The organism is Desulfobotulus mexicanus (genome assembly GCF_006175995.1).
GTDB lineage: Bacteria > Desulfobacterota > Desulfobacteria > Desulfobacterales > ASO4-4 > Desulfobotulus > Desulfobotulus mexicanus.
Genome location: NZ_VDMB01000016.1, coordinates 37,008 through 60,022, shown reverse-complemented (window position 1 = coordinate 60,022; position 23,015 = coordinate 37,008). Strand labels below are relative to the sequence as shown.

Sequence of the window (23,015 nt, the reverse complement as noted above, 5' to 3'; positions counted from 1 at the left end):
CCTTTCCCGGTTTATCGCGCTCTGATTGACTGAACATCGGCTTTTTTCAGGTTTTTTTTAATGACATCGGCAGGCCGTATCATGCGGCCTGGCTGACCGGAAAGAGTGTGCCATGCCTTCTGAACAAATCCGGACGAAAACAGTGCTGAAACGCTCCTTTGCCGGACTCGCTCTCCTTCTTTTATTTACGTTTCTGGCCCTTTTCACGCAGCCCCTTTTTTTCCTTACAGCCTGTGCATTTGCAGCCATTCTTTTCTGGATTTACAAGCACCGCAGGGCTGTGGCCGAGCTGCGGCGAAGCCAGAAGAGAATTCTTGAGAACGAGAAAAAGCTCATTGATATTTTAAATAATCTCACCCATGTGGTCTGGTCCTTAAGCTGGCCGGACATGAAAACTCTTTTTTACATCAGCCCTTCCGCAGAATCCCTTTACGGTCTTCCCCTGCAGTCTTTCCATGACAATCCGGATATCTATTTCAGTACGGTTCATCCCGAGGATTTGAAACGCTTTGAGAATGTACGGCAGAAGCTTGAAGAAGAGGGATACATAAACCACAGCTACAGGATTCTCCATGCAGATGGCAGAGTGCGCTGGGTCAGTGCCAACTGTTACCTTGTGAAGGATGAGGATGGCAGGGCCGTCCGTCTGGACAGAATCCAGACGGATATTACCCAGCAGAAAGAATGGGAGGAAAGGCTGAAGGCCAGTGAGATGCGGTTTCGGGTTCTGGAGGAAAATTCGGATACCATCACCCAGATTATTGATCTCAACGGCAATGCCACCTATGTGAGTTCTCAGGTGGAAAGTATTCTCGGTTATACTCCGGAAGAAAAGACATCTATGCAGGATAATCTGGCGATGATTCATCCCGATGATCTGCCCGCCGTGCGGCAGGCCATAGGGAGGGTCAGTACGGAGCCCTTTGCAAAGGATCGTATTTCCTATCGCTACCGTCATAAAACGGGTCACTGGGTCTGGGTGGAAACCAGAGGCTGCAACCTTCTCCATGACCCTGTGGTTTCGGGAATCTTTCTTTCCATTCAGGACATTACGGCACGTAAGGAAGCGGAAATGGAGCTTGTCCGGTCCAGAGAAGAGCTGGAAATGACCAATCATGCTTTGGAGGATGTCATTGGTCAGGCCCAGGAAATGGCCCTGCAGGCCCAGATGGCAAGCATCGCTAAAAGTGAATTTCTTGCCAATATGAGCCATGAGATCCGCACCCCCATGAACGGGGTCATCGGCATGACAGATCTCCTCCTTGATACACAGCTCGATGATGAGCAGCGACGCTATGGGGAAACCATCAGCAGCAGCGCTGGTGCCCTTTTGGGGCTGATCAATGACATTCTGGATTTTTCCAAGATTGAGGCGGGTAAGCTGAGCCTTGACATGCTGGACTTTGACCTTGAAAGGTTGGTGCAGGAGCTTTGTCTTTCCATGGCCTTGCGGGCGCAGGAAAAAAATATTGAACTTGTTTTTGACATGGCCCCGGAAGTTCCTTCGCGGGTGCAGGGAGATCCAGGAAGGCTGCGTCAGATTCTCACCAATCTTGTGGGCAATGCCATTAAATTTACACAAAATGGTGAAGTCAGCATCCACATAGGAAAACTCTCCGGGGAAGATAATCATGTAGGGCTTCATATTGCTATACGGGATACGGGTATTGGTATTCCTGAAGAAAAACAGCACCTGCTCTTTGAAAAATTCTCTCAGGTGGAAAGCTCCACCACACGCCAGTATGGGGGGACGGGCTTAGGCCTTGCCATTTCCAGAGAACTTGTCACCCTCATGGGCGGAGAAATGGGCGTGGAAAGCCGTAAAGGAGAAGGCAGTACCTTCTGGTTCACTTTGCAGTTGAAGCTCCAGGATCAGGCTGCCTGGATTCCTTCTCTCCCGCCCGAAGGCCTGAAAGGTATTTCCTGCTTGATTGTGGACGACAATGCCACCAATCGTGAGGTGCTGCGTATCCGCATGAATCTCTGGGGCATGCGGCCAGCCGAGGCGGAAAACGGGCCAAAAGCCCTGCAGATGCTGGAAGAAGCCGTTTATAATAAAGATCCCTTTCCCATTGCGGTTCTGGATATGCAGATGCCGGGAATGGATGGCAGGGAGCTGGGCCGCATTATTAGGGCAAGGCCCGCTTTGGCGGATATCCGGCTGATCATGCTTTCTTCCCTTGCACAGCGGGGGGAGGCCGCTGAGCTGGCGGATATCGGTTTTACGGGGGTGCTCCCAAAGCCTGTGATTCATCAGGATCTTCAGGCTCTCTGCTGCATGGCTTTGGGTCTTAAGGAAGAGGGGCTGCCATCGTCGGGTTCCATCCTGACCCGGCACACCATCCGGGAAACCCTGCCTTCCTTTGCCGGAAGCGGATATCGTATTCTTCTTGTGGATGACAATTCCATTAACCGGAAGGTGGCCCTTGGCATTTTATCCCGGTTGGGGCTGGATGCGGATACGGCGGGGGATGGGGCTGAGGCTTTGGAAATGCTTGAAAAAGAATCCTACGACCTTGTCCTCATGGATGTACAGATGCCAGTCATTGACGGACTCACTGCCACACAGAAAATTCGTTCCTGGGATGCCTCCCATATCAACCGGAGTATCCCAATCATTGCCATGACCGCCTATGCCATGCAGGGGGACAGGGAAAGATGCCTTGAAGCAGGCATGAGTGACTACCTTGCCAAGCCCGTCATTCCCCATGCGCTGGCTGAAGTGCTGCAGAAATGGCTGGGAAACCGGAGCAGCCATGAAGGTGCCGGGGCAGGTGAAATGCCATCCTCCCCGGAACATGGAGTAAAGGTATGGAATCCTGAAACCCTTGAAATCATGACCATGGGGGATTTGGAGCTGGCCGCCGGTATAATGGATGATTTCCATGCGGCCATTCCCCTTCATCTTGAGAAAATGCAGGATTTTCTGAAAGAGGGGGATTTCGATGGCATGAAGCTGGAAGCCCATACTCTGAAAGGGATCTCCGCACAGGTGGGCGCTGAGGCCCTGCGGGATGCTGCCTGTCGCATGGAGACAATCTGCAGGAATAAGAACAGGGACGCCCTTTCTGCGGCAGTAGCGGCAGTGGCGCAGGGGGTGAAGGATGTGCAGCAGTATCAGGGAATTCCTGATGCCAATGATTTTTAGTAGTTGATGGGTTCTAAAAAAATGCAGGTCCAGTATGGAAACAGCATTGTTTTGGCCCATTCCATACCGAAAGTCGCCGTAAAGCCCTTGGTTTAGGCATGGCGAGGTTCAGTCTTTGCTTTTCAGAGAAAAAATCTTTTCCACCTCATTTTTAAGCTTTTCATAGGCATCTTCAAGGCCTGTCATCTGTTTGCCTACCTCATCCATATTTCCGGATTCAGCGTTTTTTTCCATTTCCCCTGCCAGGGAGGAAAAGGTTGCTGCATGGATGTTGGCGGTTTTGCCTTTGAGGGTGTGGGTCAGCAGATGCACATTGGCAAGGTCATTGGCTTTGAGTGCTGTTTTCAGATCTTCCATGCGCTGGGGAAGGCTTTCCATGCAGATGGATAAAACCTTATCAACGATAGCTTGGTCGTTCATGAACCTTTTTAAAAATCCCCCATAATCAAAAATCAAAGGATCTGTTTCTGTTGCATTGGCAATATCTTCTGGCATTTGTGATGTGCGTGTAGTTTCTTTTGTTTTCTTCTGGTTATTTTCTTCCGGCCTTAAGGGTGCTTTTTCTGTCTCATTGTTTAAAGGCAGATATTTTTCCAGTATCCGGGCTAGATCAGGAAGCTCTACGGGTTTCGAGATGAAGTCATCCATGCCCGCTTCAAGGCAGCGATCCCTGTCCTGTTGCATGGCTGCTGCTGTCATGGCGATGATGGGAACCTTTTGTAAAAAGCGTGTTTCTGATTCTTTTTCCCTTGTATTTTCAATTAAATTTAAACGGTCTGCCTCAAGGTTTCGGATTTTTCCTGTGGCTTCAAGGCCGTCCATTTCCGGCATCATGACATCCATGAAAATAAGGTCGTAGGTACTGCTTTCAAAGGCATGGAGGGCTTTAAGACCGGTATCTGCGATGTCTGCACCAAGGCCGAATTTCTGCAGAAGACCAAGGGCCACTTCCTGATTGGTGGTGTTGTCTTCCGCAAGGAGAATGCGGCCGGAAAAGCAGGGAAGGCTATATATTTCAGGACATACTGTTTTTCCTTCAAGGGTTTCGAAGGAAGGGAGCTTTTCATCTGTCAATACCGATTTCAGTACATGGAAGAGATCCGATTGCCGCAGGGGTTTATTTATAAAACCCGTAAAACCGGATTCTTCATTCAGCCTCTTGTATGTCTGATCAAGGGGAGTGAGCAGGACAAGGAAAAGATCTTGAAAACGATCATCTTCTTTTATTTTTTTTCCAAGGGCCATGCCATCCGTATCCGGCATATCTCTGTCAATGAGGGCAAGGCGAAAGGGTTTTTTCTGGCCATGGAAAGAGACAAGCCTGTCAAGAGCCTCTTTTCCGTTTGCCGCAGTTTCAGGTTTAAAGCCCATAAACTCAAGTTCTTTGGACAGATATTTGCGACTGCTGGCATTGTCGTCCACCACAAGGATATGAAGCCCTTGAAGACTTTTCTGGATTTCAGGCCTGCTTTTATTTTTATCCGCCTGCAGACCAAAACGGGCCGTGAACCAGAAGCTTGAGCCTTCACCCTCAACACTTTCAACTCCTGTCTCACCCTTCATTATGGAAGCAAGCTGTCTGCATATGGCAAGCCCAAGTCCTGTACCTCCGAATTTTCTGCTGACGGATGCATCTACCTGGCTGAAGGCATTAAAGAGCAGATCTTTTCTATCCTCCGGAATACCAATGCCCGTATCCCTGATGCAAAAGCGGAGCTGTACCTCATTTATATCCATATTTTCGACAGAAACATGAACAATGACTTCTCCCTTATCCGTAAATTTCAGGGCATTGCCCGTAAGATTGATAAGTATCTGCCGCAGTCTGCCGGGGTCACCAAGGATATGACGGGGAACATCAGGCTCAAGGAAGGTTATAAGTTCAAGCTTTTTCTCGCTGGCTTTGAGGGCTGTGCTGTCCACAAAATCATCCATCAGAGCCTGCAGATTAAAGTCTATGGTTTCCAGTGTCAGTTTACCGGCTTCGATTTTGGAAAAATCCAGTATGTCGTTGATAATATTCAGCAGAGCCTTGCCGCTGGACTCTATGGTTTTTGCATATCGATGTTGAACTTCATCAAGGCGGGTATCCATGAGCAGTCCTGCCATGCCCATGACACCATTCATGGGGGTACGGATCTCATGGCTCATGTTGGCAAGAAATGTACTCTTGGCGATACTGGCCAGCTCGGCCTGCTCTTTTGCCTGCAGGAGTTCCTGTTCAAAACGGTTCTTGAGCAGTGTGTCGCCCAGGATATTGCCCATTACCCTAAGTATTTCTATCTGCTCCTGATCCAGAATGCATTTATTTATGACAGCATCAAAGCCTAAAAGACCTAAAATCTGGTTGTTACGGAAAATTGGAATACAGAGCACTGACTTGACCTTTTGGAATTCTAAGAGCCTTTTATCCGGCCCATCTGGCAATTGATCCACATCCTGTACATAAAAGATTTTTCGCTGGTGGAAGATTTCATAGTTAGTTGGCAGTTCGGCCAAAGGGAAATTCTGAATGGCTGCATTTGCAGATTCTATGCCCGGAGCGCACCACTCATGGGTGTTTGACATGTATTGCCCATCTTCGGAAAACTTGAACACAAAGGTTCTGTCCACGCCCATAAATTCTCCATATTTCTGGAGCATGGAATTTATTTTTATATCGATATTAGTAGTGTTGGCATTGATGAAGTCCGCTGAAACTTCAGCAACCAGTCTTTGAAGCTTATCTTTGAAACGGACTTCTTCTTCCAGTTGCCTGCGTCCGGTGATGTCTTCCAGTGTGGCAATGACCTCTGTGGGGGAAGTACCGGGATGGACGGGATTATAGATAAGACGCAGGTAGGATGTTTTCTTGCCTGTAATGGAAGTGTAGATGTCTTCATGAATTACCTGCTCACCATTCAGGGCTTTTTGTGTAATTTTTCTGATAGGTTCTGGCAAGAGGGTCATGGTATTGAAACCGATGAGTTTTTCACGAGTGGAGCCCATAATCTCAAGGAGCTGGTCATTGCATTTCATTATGGTCCCAGAGGTATCCAGATAGAACATTCCTAATGGTGAGTTTTCAAAAATGATGCGATGGCTGCGTTCGCTCTGGCGCAGGTTTTCGCTCAGTTCCAGCAGTTTCTTGTTACGGCTTTTGATTTGCCAGGCCCAGATAAGGCTGAGGATGAGAAAAACTGAAAAAACAGCTATGACCCTGAACAGATGCCTGTAATTCACCGGGGTTTCCACCACAATGTTCACATGCTCATTGACGATGCTATCCCTTTCCCGTGGTGTGATGGTAACAATTGCCTTGTTCAGAATATCCCGCAGCTCGGGCATCTCTTTGAGTACACCCATGCGGAGCCGGTTCATGTAATGATCCTGAGGAGGCTGGCCCGCAATTTTAAGATTGAACCAGCCGTCTCTGCGGATGGTATAGGCTGCCATGGTCAAAGAACGAAGGGTCATGTCCGCTTCTCCTGCGGAAACCTTCCGGTAACATTCGTTTTCGTTTTCCACTGTGATTATGTTCAGGTTGGGGTAATCTTCCCGCAGAAACTGCCCCATGGATGTTCCATGGGGCAGGACCACAGTTCTGTCCACCAGCTCTGCAGGGTCGGAAATGTAGTTGTGTTCATTACGGGTTATGAAAACATTGGGGTTTGTAAAAAGGGCTTCGGTGAAGGTCAGCCATTCTTCCCTGGCCGGGGTCTGGTTAAGAAAAGGGATGAGCATGCAGCCACCCTGTCTGGAAACTTCCAGGGTTTCGGCCCAGTCCTTTGTGGGAATAATGACAAAGGGGATATTGAGTCTTTCTGCAACAATGCCTATCAGATCTGCGGCAATGCCGGTGAAATTGCCATGCTCATCTACAAGCTCATAGGGTTCCCAGTCATTATCCACACACATGCTTATTTCACCCAGACTGTTCAGATAAGCCTTCTCATCCGCAAGCAGTTCCAGCTTTTCTGCATGAAGGGCCAAAGGAAGCAGCAGTATGGCGGCAATGACAAGCCTCTTTCCTATGAATTTCAGAACTGTATTGCTTGTCATGTCCTATCCTTTATCGATATCAAAAACCTTAAAACCCTGATTGCCAAAGCAGTATATCACATGTTGAGAAATCTTTGCTTCAGGACATTCATTTTTAAGTCCTTCCACATAGCCTGCAATCTGCTGAGTATCTTCAGGAATCAGTGTGAAGTTTTTAATATCTGTATGGAATTTATTAAAGGCAGCATTGCTTCTTGTTCTCTCGGAATGAAGTTCCGGGAGCAACAGCATCCTGGAATGAGAGCTCAATTTCACTTCCCGCTATCCAGAGAAAATACCTGATCCACAGCCTTTTTAAGTTCTTCATAGGCATCTTCAAGGCCTGTCATTTGTTTGCGTACCCCATCCAGATTTCCGGATTCAGCGTTTTTTTCCATTTCCCCTGCCAGGGAGGAAAAGGTTGCTGCATGGATGTTGGCGGTTTTGCCTTTGAGGGTGTGGGTCAGCAGATGCACATTGGCAAGGTCATTGGCTTTAAGTGCTGTTTTCAGATCTTCCATGCGCTGGGGAAGGCTTTCCATGCAGATGGATAAAACCTTATCAACGATAGCTTGGTCGTTCATGAATCTTTTTAAAAATCCCCCATAATCAAAAATCAAAGGATCTGTTTCTGTTGCATTGGCAATATCTTCTGGCATTTGTGATCTGCGTGTAGTTTCTTTTGTTTTCTTCTGGTTATTTTCTTCCGGCCTTAAGGGTGCTTTTTCTGTCTCATTGTTTAAAGGCAGATATTTTTCCAGTATCCGGGCTAGATCAGGAAGCTCTACGGGTTTCGAGATGAAGTCATCCATGCCCGCTTCAAGGCAGCGATCCCTGTCCTGCTGCATGGCTGCTGCTGTCATGGCGATGATGGGAACCTTTTGTAAAAAGCCTGTTTCTGATTCTTTTTCCCTTGTATTTTCAATTAAATTTAAACGGTCTGCCTCAAGGTTTCGGATTTTTCCTGTGGCTTCAAGGCCGTCCATTTCCGGCATCATTACATCCATGAAAATAAGGTCGTAGGTACTGCTTTTAAAGGCATGGAGGGCTTTAAGACCGGTATCTGCGATGTCTGCACCAAGGCCGAATTTCTGCAGAAGACCAAGGGCCACTTCCTGATTGGTGGTGTTGTCTTCCGCAAGGAGAATGCGGCCGGAAAAGCAGGGAAGGCTATATATTTCAGGACATACTGTTTTTCCTTCAAGGGTTTCGAAGGAAGGGAGCTTTTCATCTGTCAATACTGATCTTAGGATATGGAAGAGATCCGATTGCCGCAGGGGTTTATTCATAAAACCCGTAAAACCGGATTCTTCATTCAGCCTCTTGTATGTCTGATCAAGGGGAGTGAGCAGGACAAGGAAAAGATCCTTAAAACGGCTATCTTCTTTTATTTTTTTTCCAAGGGCCATGCCATCCGTATCCGGCATATCCCTGTCAATGAGGGCAAGGGAAAAAGGTTTTTTACCGTCATGGAATGTGTTCAGCAAAGCAAAAGCTTCTTTACCATCTGCTGCCGTTTCGGGCTGAAAGCCTATATTTCTCAATTGTTTGGAAATAAAGTCCCGGCTGCTGGCATTGTCGTCCACCACAAGGATATGATGTCCTTTAAGGGTTGCAGAAATTGCTGACCGGCTTTTATTGTCCGCTGAGTCAAGACCAAACCGGGCCGTGAACCAGAAGGTTGAGCCTTCACCCTCCACGCTTTCCACCCCTGTTTCCCCATCCATCATGGCGGCAAGCTGTCTGCATATGGCAAGCCCAAGTCCTGTACCACCGAATTTTCTGCTGACGGATGCATCAATCTGGCTGAAGGCATTAAAGAGCAGATTTTTTCTATCCTCCGGAATGCCGATGCCCGTATCCCTGATCTGAAAGCGGAGCTGTACGTCTCCTTTTCCCATGCTTTCCACAGAAACATGCACCAGAACCTCTCCCTTTTCTGTAAATTTCAGGGCATTGCCAGTGAGGTTGATCAGTATCTGCCGCAGCCTGCCGGAATCTCCAAGGAGGTGAAGGGGAACATCCGGTTCACAGAATGCAATGAACTCAAGGCCTTTCTGGATGGCTTTAAGGGCCATACTGTCCACGAGGTCATCCATGAGTTGCTGAAGATCAAAGGATATGGTTTCCAGTGTCAGTTTACCGGCCTCGATTTTGGAAAAATCCAGTATATCGTTGATAATATCCAGCAGTGCTTTGCCGCTGGACTGTATGCTTTTGGCATAGCGATGCTGTATTTCATCAAGGTGGGTGTCCAGAAGAAGATCTGCCATACCGATGACACCGGTCATGGGGGTGCGGATTTCATGGCTCATGTTGGCAAGGAATTCGCTTTTGGCAATGTTTGCCATCTCAGCCTGTTGCGCCAGCTCCTCAGCTTTGGCAGATGCCTTTTCCAGTGCATCCTCGGCAAAACGACGCAGAATATGATTTTTTACCCTTGCCTTGACTACACCGGGCACAAAGGGTTTGGAAATATAGTCAACGGCTCCAAGGGCAAGGCCCTCTTCCTCATCGGAGCCGGAATCCCTGGCTGTAACAAAGATGAGGGGGATTTTCCGGGTTTTTTCATCGGCCTGAAGCCTTCGGCAGACCTCGTAACCATCCATGTCCGGCATCTGTATATCCAGAAGAATCAGGTTGGGCGGTTCAGGGCTGTGCGCCAGCTCCAGTGCTTTGATGCCATTTGTGGCAACAAGTATCCGGTAATCGTTTCTGAGGAGTACTGCCAGTGCCTGTAAGGTCAACGGCTGATCATCTACAATCAGTACCCGTGGTTTTTCCGTATTTTCGCTAAGGTTTGCAAGCTGGTCACTGTTTTCCATGGAAAGCCCCCGCATATTGATTATTCAGAGCCCAGAGCCTTAAGAAGATCCGTAAGGCAATTTTCAAGAACCGGAACCAGAGTAAGGGCCGTTTCCATATTACCTGATAGTATCATTTCTTCTATATGTGATGCCGTATCCATGAGGACTTCTGCGCCCACATAAGCACATGAGCCTCTCATTGTATGGGCTTCATGCCTGGCATTTTCAGCATTGCCTGATTTCAGTGCGGATTTAAGTTTGTTTGCATATTTATGAATCTCAACAATAAAAGTTTCTTTAATAGTTTCAGAAAGCTCTTTGTCACCGGAAAGCATGATTTCAAGGGTTTCGGCATTCCAGACAAGACGGGCTGAAGGCGGTTTTATCAGGGATGATCTGTATTCTTTTGAATCAACAGATGGCCTTGCAGGGGCCTGACAGGGCCGGGAATGGGTGTCTGGCCGATGGTCATTTCTTTCAAAGGAGAGATAGGGACTTTTGCCATCCTTGTTTTTGCCGTCCTTGTCATCTGTTTCAAGCCATTTGTTTAACACCGCTGCAAGTTCTTCGGTCATCAGGGGCTTGGCAAGATAAGCGTTCATGCCTGCTTCAAGGCATTTTTCCTTGTCTCCCTTCATGGCATTGGCTGTCAGGGCTATGATGGGTACGGGTTTTATGGAAAAAAGTTTTTCTGTTTTTCTGATAATTTTTGTGGCAGTGAGTCCGTCCATTTCAGGCATCTGCATATCCATAAGAATAAGATCATAGGAAATCATTTTCATGGACTCAAGGGCTTCAAGGCCATTGGCAGCCGTGTCTGCCCTCAGCCCCATTTTTGAAAGCATCCCCAATGCCACCTGCTGGTTGGTGATATTGTCTTCCACAAGGAGAATGCTGGTTTTCTTTTCAGAAAAATCCGGTACGCAATGGTATTGTACTTCCTTGGCCGTATGCCTTGTTATGAGAGAAGAGGGTTCATTTTTTCCCATCACCAGTAAGAGGCAGGTGAAAAGCTCGCCATACTGAACGGGTTTTGCCAGATAGGCAGAAAAACCGATGTCCTTCATTTTTACGCCGTCACCGCGCATACAGGCAGAGGTCATCATGACAAGGCGGATGTCCCTCAGTCTGGGATCGGATTTGATGGCCTGCCCCAGAACGGCTCCGTTCATTCCGGGCATCTGCATGTCCAGTATGGCCAGGGGATATATCTGGCCTTTTTCAAGGCCCTGATAAAGTATTGATAAGGCCTCTGGACCGCCTGCCGCCTCTTCAACGATCATACCCTTTGATTCCAGACGGATACGCAGCACCTCTCTGTTGGTGGCATTGTCATCCACAATCAGAACCCGCAGACCGCCAAGTTCAGCAGGCAGGATGCTTTTGCAGCTTTTTTCTTCTGCGGTCTGGAATCTGGCGGTGAAGGAAAAGCAGGAGCCTTTACCTTCCTCACTTTTTACCCCCACATCTCCTTGCATGAGCTGTATAAGTTTTTTTGATATGGCAAGACCAAGGCCTGTACCGCCAAATTGTCGGGATATGGAAGCATCCACCTGGCTGAACTGTTTGAAAAGACGGTTGAGTTTTTTTTCTGGGATGCCTATGCCGGTATCCTGCACATTAAAACGGAGCCGGACCCCGGAATCTTCCTCCTTTTCAAGGCTGACGTGGATCAGCACTTCGCCCGCATGGGTGAACTTGATGGCATTGCCCACAAGGTTGGTCAGAATCTGGCGAAGGCGGCCGGGATCGCCAATGAGTCGGTCCGGAACGGTATCTTCGACGAAAATGATCAGCTCCAGATTTTTTTCATCCGCTTTAAAGGCAAACATGCCAGCAAAACTATCCAGCATGGGTCTCAGGTTGAATTCCAGAGTCTCAAGCTCCAGATGGCCTGCTTCAATTTTGGAGAAATCAAGGATATCGTTGATTAAGGAAAGCAGGGCAGAAGCACTGGCGTAGAGGGTTTCTGTGTATCTGCGCTGCTGTGTACTGAGTTCCGTATCCAGCAGGAGGCCAGCCATGCCCATGACACCGTTCATGGGGGTGCGGATTTCATGGCTCATGTTGGCAAGGAACTCGCTTTTTGCATTGTTTGCCATCTCCGCACGCACGGCAAGATCCCGTGCCAGGGCCGTGGCTTTTTCCAGTTCTTCATTGCTTTTTTTAAGCTTTGTTTCGGCCAGTTTCCACCGGATCTGATTGTCAACCCTTGCCCTGACAACACCGGGCACAAAGGGTTTGGAAATATAATCAACGGCTCCCAGGGCAAGGCCCTCTTCCTCATCGGAGCCGGAATCCTTTGCAGTGACAAAGATGATTGGTATTTTCCGGGTTTTTTCATCGGCCTGAAGCCTTCGGCATACCTCGTAACCATCCATGTCCGGCATCTGTATATCCAGAAGAATCAGTTGGGGCTGATTGTCACTTCTGGCAATTTCAAGGGCCTTGATGCCTCCTGTGGCCACAAGTATCTGGTAGTCGTCCTTTAAAAGCCTTGCCAGAGAGTGGATATTCACTGGTTGGTCATCCACAACCATAATTTTTGATTTTTCAGGAGGATTTTCAAAAGTATGCATCAAAATTCCTTTGTTTGAGGAAGAACCAATCCTTGAATCCGCCCTGCGGCCTGATCCATATCAAAAATTTCCACAAATCTGCGGATTTCATCCGCTGTTTCCGGGCCGTGCATGCTTTCTATAAAATCAAGGGCCGTGTCCAGAAGGGCATCATCTGCAAGTTCGCTTTGTTGAAGGCTGGCAAGGAGAAGCCCAAGGGCCTTGCGGCCTTCCTCTTCATTGACAGAAAGGGGGGCTTTTTTTTCCCCTTTCTGCTCTGAGGATAAAAGGTTTCTTATTTCATATTCGGCAGATATAAGGGCTTTTTCAAGGGAATGTATAAGGGTATCAGGAGGAAGCTTGCCCTGCTTGCATGTTTTATCCATGGTTTCTGCAATTTCTGATACCTGTTCAGCCCCCACCGTTGCGGCGGTTCCCTTCAGGGCATGGGCCATGTGCTGGATTTCTTCCGGGTTCAGCCTGGTTATTTTTTGGGTGTTGGGGATAAAGACTTCTTCAAGCTGCCTTGCAAAGGATGTAAGCATTTTCACATAAAAGGCCCTGTCCCCAAGGGATGCTGCCATGGCCCTTTTACGGTTAAAGCCATAAAGTTCAGGGAAGTGATTCACGTCGTTTTCTGGTTTTTCTTTATTGATCCAGCCCCTGGGTTCAAGGAATCTGGCTAAAGTGCGGTACAGTTCCGCCTCATCAATGGGCTTTGCCATATGGGCGCTGGTACCCGCTTCCCTGGCCTTTATGCGGTCATTTTCCATCACCGCAGCAGAAAGGGCGATGATGGGCAGCCCCTGTTTGTCGGGCCTTTCCGTTTCCCGGATTTTACGGGTGGCTTCAAATCCATCCATGATGGGCATCTGAAGATCCATGAGAATGAGATCCGGCTTTTCACGTTCTGTCATTTCAATGGCTTTAAGGCCATTTTCTGCGAGGATGACCCCTGCACCTGTTTTTTCAATAAAACGGGTTGCTACTTCCTGATTCAGGGCGTTGTCTTCCACCAGGAGAATTCTGTAACCGCTTAGGGCAGGAATTTTTGAATCTTTTTTTGGGGTGATGCGAGGAAGATTGCCGCTGCCCAGAGCTTCAACCATGGCCTCAAATAAATCGGAAGCGGTTACTGGCTTGGACAGAAAGGCCTTGAAAAGGGGTTTTTCACGGGGAAGCTCTTCTCTGCTGTATGCACTGATCACAAATATCGGTGATTTGGGGCCTTTCAGCACCTTGTTTTTGTACAGCGCATCCAGTTTTTTAATGGCTCCCAGCCCATCCAGTTCTCCGGGCATTTTCCAGTCCATGAGAATACAATCAAAAGCTTTTTCTTTTTTATCTGCCTCCATAACCGCCTCAATGGCTTCCATCCCACTGCCAGCCTCATGGACGCTGGCATTCCAGCTCTCAAGGATTTTTCTCAGAACGGTTCTGGCGGGTTTTTGATCATCCACCACCAGAAAGTGCATCTTTTCCCCTAAAGCTTCCGGTCTGTCTGCAATGCCTCTTTCAGAAGAAGCCTCTTCCAGATTCAGGTAAAAAAAGAAGGTACTTCCTTTACCGGGTTCGGAATGGAATAAAAGCTCGCCGCCCATGGCTTCCACAAGTTTTTTGGAGATCACAAGGCCAAGGCCTGTGCCGCCAAACATCCTTGTGGTGGATGTGTCTGCCTGGGAGAAGGGCTGAAAGATTTTTTTTATCTGCTCATTGTCCATGCCTATGCCGCTGTCTTCCACGCTGAACAGAAGTCCTTTTGGGCTTTGAACCGTATGGACAGGCGTTTTTTCCTCTGCGTGGCAGACATTATGGCCGATGCTCATGGCAACAAAGCCCTTGGGAGTAAATTTGATGGCATTGCTTAAAAGGTTGGTGAGAACCTGCATCAGCCGTAAGGAGTCGCCCCTTACCACCCTTGGAATTTGCGGACAGACGGACAGTACCAGCTCCAGCCCCTTTTTTTCGGCAGCATCCTTAAAGAGGGTTTTTATTTCTTCGGTGATGTCCTTGAGGGTAAAGGGCTGGTAATCAAGCACCAGTTTGCCTGCATCGATTTTTGAATAATCGAGAATATCGTTGATGATCCCCAGAAGGAGGCGGGAAGAGCGGTTTATTTTTTCAAGCCAGTTATGCTGCTGGATATTTAAAGGTGTATCTGCCATAAGACGGCTTAAGCCGATCACGGCGTTGAGGGGGGTGCGGATTTCATGGCTCATGTTAGCCAGAAATTCTCCCTTGGCGGCATTGGCAGCTTCGGCCTCTTCCTTGGCAAGCTTCAGGGCGTCTTCGGCCTGCTTGCGGTGGGTGATGTCAATATTTGTGCCTGTCCAGCGGATGGGCCTGCCCGATGCATCCTTTTCAATTTCTCCCCGTGTCAGAATCCATTGCCAGTTGCCCTCTTTATTCAGGAGGCGATGCTCAACCTCATAGCTTTCTGATTTTCCATCAAGGTACTCCTGAATTGATTTTTCAATATACAGGGCATCATCAGGATGCCATAATTGTCTCCATCCGGAAAAGTCGTTTGGAATTTCATGGTCTTCATAGCCCAGCATCTTTTTCCACTGGGGGGAGAAATACACCGTGTTCTTTATCATATCCCAGTCCCAGAGACCTGCTCCGGTTCCGGAAATTGCCCGGTTAAAGCGCTCTTCACTTGTTTTAAGATTTTCTTCTGCTTTTTTTTTGTCCGTTATATCCACAAAAAATACGGCAAAATGATCCTTTTCAGGAGAAAAAGCAAAGGTATCGAAATGGCGGCCGATACCCTTTGAATAGTTTTCATAGGATATGGGCTGCCCTGTAAGACAGACCTGACCGAAGGTTTCTATCCAGTAGTCTTCTGTTTCCGGTATGGCTTCCTTAACGGTGCGGCCTGTGATCATTTCCCTTTTGGCACCCGTCAGTTTTTCAAACATGGGGTTGATTTCAAGGAAGCGGTAATCCACAGGTCTGCCATCCTGATCGTAGATCATTTCATGGAGGGCAAAGGCCGCATTCATGTTTTCAAACAGGAGGCGGTATTTCAGCTCGCTTCTTCTAAGGGAACTTTCTGCGGCTTTCAGTTCACTGATGTCAAAGGTAATGCCAAGGGTAGAGATGATGCTGCCATTGGTGTCATACACAGGCTGGACACTGAAGAGGGCAGGAAAGAGGCTGCCGTTTTTTCTTACAAGTTCGGTTTCTATGGTAAAGCCTTCTCCCTGCACCAATCTGTCCACATATTTTTTTAGAATGAATGATTCTGCCTCTGTGTGCAGAATCCCAACATGGCGGCCGATCATTTCTTCTCTGGTATAGCCGAAAATTTCTTCAGCGCCGGAACTGAATTCCTCAACGATGGAATCCATGTCGGTCTTGATCAGACTGACGGTTCTGGCGGATTTAAAAATGGACTCCAGCTCCCATGTTCTTTTTTTGAGTTCTGAGTCAGAGCGCTTCCGTTGCAGAATGCTGAAAAAAAGCCCGGTACTCAGAGCAAGAAGCAGGAAGATGACCCCGAAAAGCCACAGCATAAAAAACCTTGTGCTGGCGGCCATTTTTGCTTGCAGTTCTTTACGGTCGCTGATGTCCCGCAGTGCCGTTACCCGTATCCGCCTGTCTCCCACCTCTATTATGCGGCCCTGAATTTCAGCGTGAAACTCTGTGCCATCCTTTCTCAAAGCCCGGACCTCATAGGCCCCCCCATAGCCGGACATCATTTTTTCCATCACCATGGGGCGGTCTATGGGGGCTATCCAGTCTGTGCCCGGCCTTCCCCTTGCATCATCCAGGGTATAACCGAACAGGGTTTCCGCACTTTGATTCTGCTCGATGCATATGCCTTTTTCCGAAAGAAAGATGGCTTCAAAGGAGGCCATGGAAAGGGCCTTCAGCCTTTGATTGTCACTAAGGTTTCTTTCTTCTGCCTGCACAGGTATGGATATGGTAAAAAACAACAGGACAAGGGCCCCTGCCATGGAAAGCCATGGGGCAGGGATGGGGTTTGGGAATATCTTTTGGGGTTTCAGCCTGTTTCTTTCTATTTTCATTGTCATGCCTGAAACTCCTTTACGGTTTTTTGGGGTTTCCCTTGTCTCCCGCTTCCTCTTCCCCAAGCAGTTTATCAAGATCTTCAGCCGCTGCCGAGAGATCAAATATTTCCACAAGCTCCCGGATTTTAAGAGCTTTGTCTGCACCGTGTTTTTTGCATATAAAATCAAGGGCAGGATCAAGAAGAGTGTCTTCCACAAAGACATTTTGACAGAGCATGTCAAGGAGGTCTTTTGCCGCCTTAAGCCCTTCCTTTTCGTCGGCGGGGTTTTGTAGGGTTTGCTCCGGGACTTTTTCCGAGGATAAAAAAATGCTGATCTCAGAATATGCCGATTCAAGGGCCCTTTCAAGGGAGAGAGCAAGGGCCTTGGAAGGGATTTTTTCATCTTTGCAGATGGCATCCATGGATGCAGCAATCTCTGCAATCTGAACAGCCCCCACCGTTGCGGCTGTTCCCTTCAGGCTGTGGGCCATGTGCTGTATCTCTTTTGCATTGAGTTGATGGATATTTTTTGCTTTGGGGATATAATCTTCCCCAAGCTGTTTTGCAAAGGATTTCAGTATTTTTACATAAAAGGCCCTGTCCCCGAGGGATGCGGCCATGGCTTTTTTTTCGTTAAATCCCTTGAGTTCAGGAAAAAGATCTGTGGGGGTGCAGGTATTTTCTTTTATGATGAGGCCACAGGGGTCAAGGAAGCCGGACAGGGTTCGGTAGAGTTCAGATTCATCTATGGGTTTTTCCAAATGGCCGCTGGTGCCTGCTTCTCTGGCCCTTATGCGGTCATTTTCCATCACCGCAGCAGAAAGGGCGATGATGGGCAGGGGTCTGGCATCAGGCTTTTCCATTTCCCGGATTTTTCTTGTTGCTTCAAAGCCGTCCATAACAGGCATCTGAAGATCCATGAGAATCAGATCCGGTTTTTCACGTTCTGTCATTTCAATGGCTTTGAGGCCATTTTCCGCAAGGATGACCGCTGCGCCCGTTTTTTCAATAAAATGGATTGCCACTTCCTGATTCAGGGGATTGTCCTCCACAAGAAGAATGCGGTAGCCGCTGAAGGAAGGACGTTCGGCGTTTTCATGGTTTTTGACCGGTTGCATGGTTGTGGCGGGCAGTTTCAGATCAAAGGAAAAGGTGCTGCCTTTGTTGGGGAAGGATGAGAGTGCAAGTTCTCCTCCCATGGCCTGCACCAATCTTTTGGTGATGACAAGTCCAAGGCCTGTGCCGCCATATTTGCGGGTGGTTGATGTATCTGCCTGGGAAAATGGCTGAAAGAGCTTTGCCACTTGATCTTCATCCATGCCGATACCGCTGTCTTCCACAGAGAAAACAAGATCTGCCAGTGCTGTATCTGGCTTTTCAGATCCAGAGCTGTTTTCACTTCCCGCCATGGATTCAGGATTCAATTTTACGATGAGGGAAATAAAACCTTTTTCCGTAAATTTGATGGCATTGCTGACAAGGTTGCTCAATATCTGCATCAGCCTTAAGGAATCACCCATCAGGGTTTTGGGCATGTTCTCCGGGATGGTCAGGGTAAAGGCCAGTTTCTTTTCCGCTGCCGATTCCATGAAAAGATCCTGAACCTCTTCCAGCAACGCATCCAGGGCAAAGGGATGGGGATCCAGCTCAAGCTTTCCTGCTTCAATTTTGGAATAATCGAGAATGTCATTGATGATCCCCAGAAGAAGGCGGGAAGACCGGTTGATTTTTGCAAGCCAGTCTTTTTGCTGGTCATTGAGGGGCGTGTCGGAAAGCAGGCGGCTCAGGCCCATCACCGCATTCATGGGGGTGCGGATTTCATGGCTCATGTTGGCAAGGAATTCACTTTTGGCGATACTTGCCATCTGCGCTTCCATGGCCATGGCCTGCGCCCTTGTAATGGCTTCTTCAAGGGCTGAATTGACCTGCTCCAGTTCTTCCCTGGAAATGGTGCTGTATTCCAGGGTTTCAAGGGTGTTGTTAAAGGCCATGGCAAGCTGCTGCAACTCCTTTGGTCCGGAAGCCCCAAGCCTGTGGGCCAGATCCTTATGCTCCATTATCCCCCGGATGCCATCGCTTAAAATTTTTACCTCCCTGACAGCCATACGGGTACTGTTAAAAATGGCAAGAACCAGCAGGATGATTCCGGAAAAAGCGATTCCTGCCATATAAAAGCCTATGGACTTCAGGGCTGCCGTGGCCACTTTTTTATCCTGCCCCACGGCAAGGTAGATATCCGGAATATCCAGAATATTTCTTGTGCGCACCAGAAGATAGGGGTCCAGTGTTGGCGTTTTTTCTCCGAATGCATTTTTGAAACCTGCATTGGCCATGAGGGTCTGTTCTTCATTTTTACTGAAAAGGGCAATTGGGGTTGGGGTGTTGTCCAGCTCAAGAAGGGCTGTAAAATCTTTGGGATGAAAGGAGATAATGACAGTTCCTTCATGGAAGCCATGGATCAGAACAGGGCTTGCAATCATGAGGATATCTTTGTCGAAAAAAATGGGAAGTCCTGTTTTTTTCAGGTGTTCTGCTGCCTTTTTGCAGGCATGGCAGAAGCTTTTCTGCTCATTGGAAACAATCACATGACCCGCAAAATCCAGCAGGGCAATGTGGGAAGAAACGGAACCCGTGAAATTTAAGGACTGGAAAAAAAGGGGCAGATAGCGTTCCCTTTCCAGCGTATCAATGATTCCATTGATGATCAGATCGTTTTCCGCAAGGGAAGAGGCAATTTTTTTAATGTCCTTTATTTTTTCCTCTATCCTCTGCTGTTCCCTGTCGGCCTCATATTCCAGCCTTTCCTGGGCGTTGGCAAGGATGAAAGATCGGGTGACGGCGATGATGATGCAGCCCATTAAAAAAAGAACGATAAGGGAAGGAGGGATCATGCGGTACAGAATATACGACAGGAAATCAGGGTTTTCTTTGGTTGGCGCTTGAAAGCCTGATGTGTTGCCGTCTTCCTTTGCCTCCGGTAGCTGGCTGGCAATATGATTCATTGGCATCTCTCACTTTGCCTTTTTGCCGGTGTGATCTGGCATGGCACAATGTTGCCTTTTTTATTGAAGCAGGCGGTGATGAAACTGTCCGAGTTCAGGGCATCGTGGCGCTGGGGGGTAAAGGGAGGGCTGTAATTGCCCATGACCCCTTCATGGGATAAAAGAGTTTCAAGGCTGTCACGAACGGCCCTTTTTTCTGAAGTGCCTGCGGCTTTTGTTGCCTTTGCAAGGAGATGCACCAGATCATAGGCATGGGCAAGGCCGGGGGATGCGGGAATATCTTCGGGCAGGGTGGTTGTTGGATATTCCTTCTTATAAAGGGCAAAAAGGTGGTCTGCCTTTTCGGGCACCGGAGCTGCGCTGAAGGAGAAGGTCTGTAAAACATACAAAGAGATGTCATGGAGAAGGTCTCCTGCCTCATTTGCAAAGTCACCCCCTGTAATTCCCCAGTGGGAAACGATGGGCAGCCTTTTTTCACAGGGCAGGGCAGCCATGGATCTTACAAGGGCAAGTCCTTCGGGCGCATTGGCAACCAGCATGATGACATCGGCGCCTGCATCCTTCAAGGAGAGGATCTGGGGTGTCATGTTCTGGGCTCCCCAGTGAAACCACCGGACTCCGGCCTTCTGCATTTTTTTTTCTTCCATGGCTCTACGCATGGCCTGTTCATTGGATCGGCCCCATCCAGTTTGCTCCAGCAGAAGCCCCGGTTTTTTGTATCCCGCCTCCTGCACCTTGCCAATGAGATAGTCCCCGGCATCCGCATCCCGGACCGAAACCCGGAACACAAAACTGGGATCATGGGCGTTGTCAACAATGTCGGTTCCTGCGGCCCAGGGTATGAGAAAAAGAATGCCATGTTCATGCACCAGGGGAAGTTCGGCCAGAGCCACCGGTGTATGCAGCCCGCCCATCACAGCAAGAAGATCCGGCATGGCAGCAAATTCTTTCATATTGGCAAGGCCCCTTGCGGGGTTGCCCCGGTGATCCCTTACTTCCAGATGGAGCTGCCTTCCCAGAAGTCCGCCTCTGGCATTGATTTCATTGACCGCCAGCAAAGTGCCCCTGTAAATGGACTGGCCCGCCTTTGCTGATCCACCGCTCATGTCTGCATCAATGCCAATAATCAGGGGGGAAGAGCTTCCTGCAAGTGTAAAAGGGAAAAAGAGAAGAAGGGCAGCAAGGACTGCGTTCCATTTTTTCATCCTGTTTCCTTTCTGAAAAATGTGACTGCAAAAAACGGTGGGGGAGAGGGGGCCTTGGGGGATGGCTGTTTTTTTCCCCTCTCCTTTCGGGTGCTGGCTGAGGTTCTCGAAGCCAGAAGGGTCGGGGCTTTGCCCTGCACACAGGCCATAAACTGGATTTGTTCAATGTACTGAAGCTAGTTCGCCTGAGTGCAGGGGTGATGGTTCAAAGTTTAAAGCGCATCATCATGGTACGGATTTCTTCGGAAAGCCCTGAAAGTTCCTGCACCGTCTGCAGGACCTGACTGCTGGCACTTTTTACCTCTATGGCAGCCATGCTGACCGAAGCCATGTCTTTGGCAATTTCTTCGGATACAGAAGTCATTTCTGTACTCTGAGTATCCGCCTCATTGACCATGGCAGAAGCTCTGGAAAGGCTGCTTTTTACTTCATGAATGGCAGCGGATTGTTCTTCCGTTGCTGAGGCAATGCCTGTCACAATTTCATTGACTCCCCGTATGCTTGATACAATGTTCTGCACATCCGTAAGGGCTTTCTGGGAAACCTGCTGTATACCATCAATGCGCTGGCGAATATCTCCCGTGGCAGACGCTGTCTGCTGGGCCAGGATCTTGATTTCTCCGGCAACCACGGCAAAGCCTTTTCCTGCTTCTCCGGCCCTTGCCGCTTCGATGGTGGCATTCAGGGCAAGGAGGTTGGTCTGTTCGGATATTTCACTGATGGCTTCCGTGACCCTGCCGATTTCTCTGGCTGCCTGACCAAGTTCTTCCATGATGGAGGCAAAGCCTTCTGTTTCCTGTACGGATGTTTCCGTACTCCTGCTGGCCTTGGCAGTGCTCGCTGCAATTTCTGAAATGGTACTGCTCATCTCTTCCATGGCCACGGCCACACTGCCGATACTTTCTGAGGAATGAACCATTTTTTCTGCCATGTTTCTTGCGGAAACGGTCATTTCTTCGGCTGCCGCAGCTACGGTTTCAGCACGGGAGCTGGACTCTTCCGCTCCCTGACTTGTCTGTTCGGATATGGCGGCAAGTTCCGTGGAAGAGGAAGCCATGGTGCTGACGCCATTGTTCATGGTGGAAAAAACTTCTTTCAGGGAAGATAGCATTTCATTAATGCGGCTACCCATGACCCCCAGCTCATCTTTTCTTCTGAGCAGTCCTGCGGGTACGCTGCACGTCATGTCGCCTGTGGAAATGGCCTTAAAAATTATGCCGGTTTCTTTCAGTGGGTCTGTAATACTGCGGGTGATAAGAAGGCTGACGGCAAGGGCGGACACCATTCCCAGTGCAATAAAAATCAGGATCACTCCTTTCATGCGTTCTGCCTGTGCCACCTGTGCGGCAGCCATTCTGCCTGTATTGGTGTTGTTGTTTTCAATGAGTGCTTCAAGGGCCGCACCCATGGCTTCGGAAACAGGAATCATCCGGTCCGTTGTTGCACGGTATTCACGGTAAAGGACTGAACGCTCTTCTGAATTTCTGCTGTTGATGAAGCGGTCTATCAGGCTGTCCAGCTCCACATAAACCTTGCGCCATGCTTCATATTCTTTTTCAACGGCTGCAAGGAGTTCTCGGCCCCTGGGCATTGCCCTGGGGATGCTTTTGAGGGTTTTCATGGCTTCGTCTACTTCAGCCCAGCTTGCCCTGCGCTGCTGCTGGATGCGGCGGTAGGAGGCCACCGCAACCCCATGGTCAGAATTCTCTTCAATCCAGACATCCAGTGTCTGTGCCCGGACGGCCATGCGTTCCCGGTTCAGATTACTTAAAGCCAGTAAATCCGGAATGCGGTTGTCCGCCATGTTGATGATTCCTTTTTCCAGTTTGCCGATGGCATTCCAGCCCATCAGACCTATGACAAGGGCGATGGAAGTAACAGCTAGAAATCCTGCGGTCAGTTTCATACTGATACGAATATTTTTCATTATGAAATCTCCTCCCATGTTTTTTTTGCTTCAGCCAGTTTCTCTGTTTTTGATTTCTGATTTTCTGAACACCTATGAAAGAAAAAGAATTGGTGCAGGTAGGAAGTTTCTGCCATTACCCAGTATAACCACAGGGAAGGGCTGAATTTTGGAGTGAAAAAAATTGAAGCAGGGCAGGAGGATGTTTTTTTTAAGTAATGGGTCCATTTTTTGACAGGTACAGAGAAGAAGGATTTTGCTAAGGGTTTTTGCCCCCCCCGCAATGTTTTAGCCACACAAAAAACATTTTTTATCATGCTTTATCCTTGTCACTCAGAAGCTGATGAAAAG

At 48.5% G+C, this 23,015-nt stretch carries 10 protein-coding genes; 1 reads left to right on the top strand and 9 read right to left on the bottom strand.

Annotated features, from left to right (window positions below; all coding sequences use genetic code 11):
- Positions 1-112 precede the first annotated feature (112 nt).
- Entirely contained in the window at positions 113-3,148 is a 3,036-nt protein-coding gene (locus FIM25_RS12115; RefSeq protein WP_139449686.1) for a hybrid sensor histidine kinase/response regulator, read from the top strand.
- Positions 3,149-3,256: 108 nt separating this feature from the next.
- On the opposite strand, the gene FIM25_RS12110 is transcribed toward FIM25_RS12115, so the two are convergent.
- The 9 genes from FIM25_RS12110 to FIM25_RS12070 all read right to left on the bottom strand — a co-directional run bounded on the left by FIM25_RS12110 (position 3,257) and on the right by FIM25_RS12070 (position 22,981).
- Positions 3,257-7,189 (bottom strand): response regulator, encoded by a 3,933-nt coding sequence (locus FIM25_RS12110; protein ID WP_139449684.1) that lies wholly within the window; start codon positions 7,187-7,189, stop codon positions 3,257-3,259.
- Between the two features lie 3 nt (positions 7,190-7,192).
- Positions 7,193-7,414 (bottom strand): hypothetical protein, encoded by a 222-nt coding sequence (locus FIM25_RS12105; RefSeq protein ID WP_179953339.1) that lies wholly within the window; start codon positions 7,412-7,414, stop codon positions 7,193-7,195.
- A gap of 26 nt (positions 7,415-7,440) precedes the next feature.
- On the bottom strand, positions 7,441-9,993 hold the full coding sequence (locus FIM25_RS12100; protein WP_179953338.1) for a response regulator: 2,553 nt from the start codon (positions 9,991-9,993) through the stop codon (positions 7,441-7,443).
- Positions 9,994-10,013: 20 nt separating this feature from the next.
- Positions 10,014-12,554 carry a response regulator gene (locus tag FIM25_RS12095; protein WP_139449678.1) on the bottom strand — a complete coding sequence of 847 codons (2,541 nt, stop codon included), beginning with the start codon at positions 12,552-12,554 and terminating at the stop codon, positions 10,014-10,016.
- Entirely contained in the window at positions 12,554-16,573 is a 4,020-nt protein-coding gene (locus FIM25_RS12090) for a PAS domain S-box protein (RefSeq protein WP_179953337.1), read from the bottom strand. Before FIM25_RS12090 ends, FIM25_RS12095 begins: the two co-directional genes overlap by 1 nt.
- A gap of 13 nt (positions 16,574-16,586) precedes the next feature.
- Positions 16,587-18,416, bottom strand: a complete 1,830-nt coding sequence (locus FIM25_RS17905) for an ATP-binding protein (RefSeq protein WP_425456386.1) — start codon at positions 18,414-18,416, stop codon at positions 16,587-16,589.
- Between the two features lie 1,133 nt (positions 18,417-19,549).
- On the bottom strand, positions 19,550-20,758 hold the full coding sequence (locus tag FIM25_RS12080; RefSeq protein ID WP_139449672.1) for an ABC transporter substrate-binding protein: 1,209 nt from the start codon (positions 20,756-20,758) through the stop codon (positions 19,550-19,552).
- 205 nt (positions 20,759-20,963) lie between these two features.
- On the bottom strand, positions 20,964-22,685 hold the full coding sequence (locus FIM25_RS12075) for a methyl-accepting chemotaxis protein (RefSeq protein ID WP_179953336.1): 1,722 nt from the start codon (positions 22,683-22,685) through the stop codon (positions 20,964-20,966).
- Positions 22,685-22,981 carry a hypothetical protein gene (locus FIM25_RS12070; RefSeq protein WP_139449668.1) on the bottom strand — a complete coding sequence of 99 codons (297 nt, stop codon included), beginning with the start codon at positions 22,979-22,981 and terminating at the stop codon, positions 22,685-22,687. The genes FIM25_RS12075 and FIM25_RS12070 overlap by 1 nt, the downstream gene beginning before the upstream one ends.
- Positions 22,982-23,015: the final 34 nt, after the last annotated feature.

Bases quoted from the DNA above. Each gene is read 5' to 3' on its own strand.
- FIM25_RS12115 (WP_139449686.1), top strand. From the start codon at position 113: ATGCCTTCTGAACAAATCCGGACGAAAACAGTGCTGAAACGCTCCTTT.
- FIM25_RS12110 (WP_139449684.1), bottom strand. From the start codon at position 7,189: ATGACAAGCAATACAGTTCTGAAATTCATAGGAAAGAGGCTTGTCATT.
- FIM25_RS12100 (WP_179953338.1), bottom strand. From the start codon at position 9,993: ATGGAAAACAGTGACCAGCTTGCAAACCTTAGCGAAAATACGGAAAAA.
- FIM25_RS12095 (WP_139449678.1), bottom strand. From the start codon at position 12,554: ATGCATACTTTTGAAAATCCTCCTGAAAAATCAAAAATTATGGTTGTG.
- FIM25_RS12090 (WP_179953337.1), bottom strand. From the start codon at position 16,573: ATGACAATGAAAATAGAAAGAAACAGGCTGAAACCCCAAAAGATATTC.
- FIM25_RS17905 (WP_425456386.1), bottom strand. From the start codon at position 18,416: ATGGCAAGTATCGCCAAAAGTGAATTCCTTGCCAACATGAGCCATGAA.
- FIM25_RS12080 (WP_139449672.1), bottom strand. From the start codon at position 20,758: ATGAAAAAATGGAACGCAGTCCTTGCTGCCCTTCTTCTCTTTTTCCCT.
- FIM25_RS12075 (WP_179953336.1), bottom strand. From the start codon at position 22,685: ATGAAAAATATTCGTATCAGTATGAAACTGACCGCAGGATTTCTAGCT.
- FIM25_RS12070 (WP_139449668.1), bottom strand. From the start codon at position 22,981: ATGATAAAAAATGTTTTTTGTGTGGCTAAAACATTGCGGGGGGGGCAA.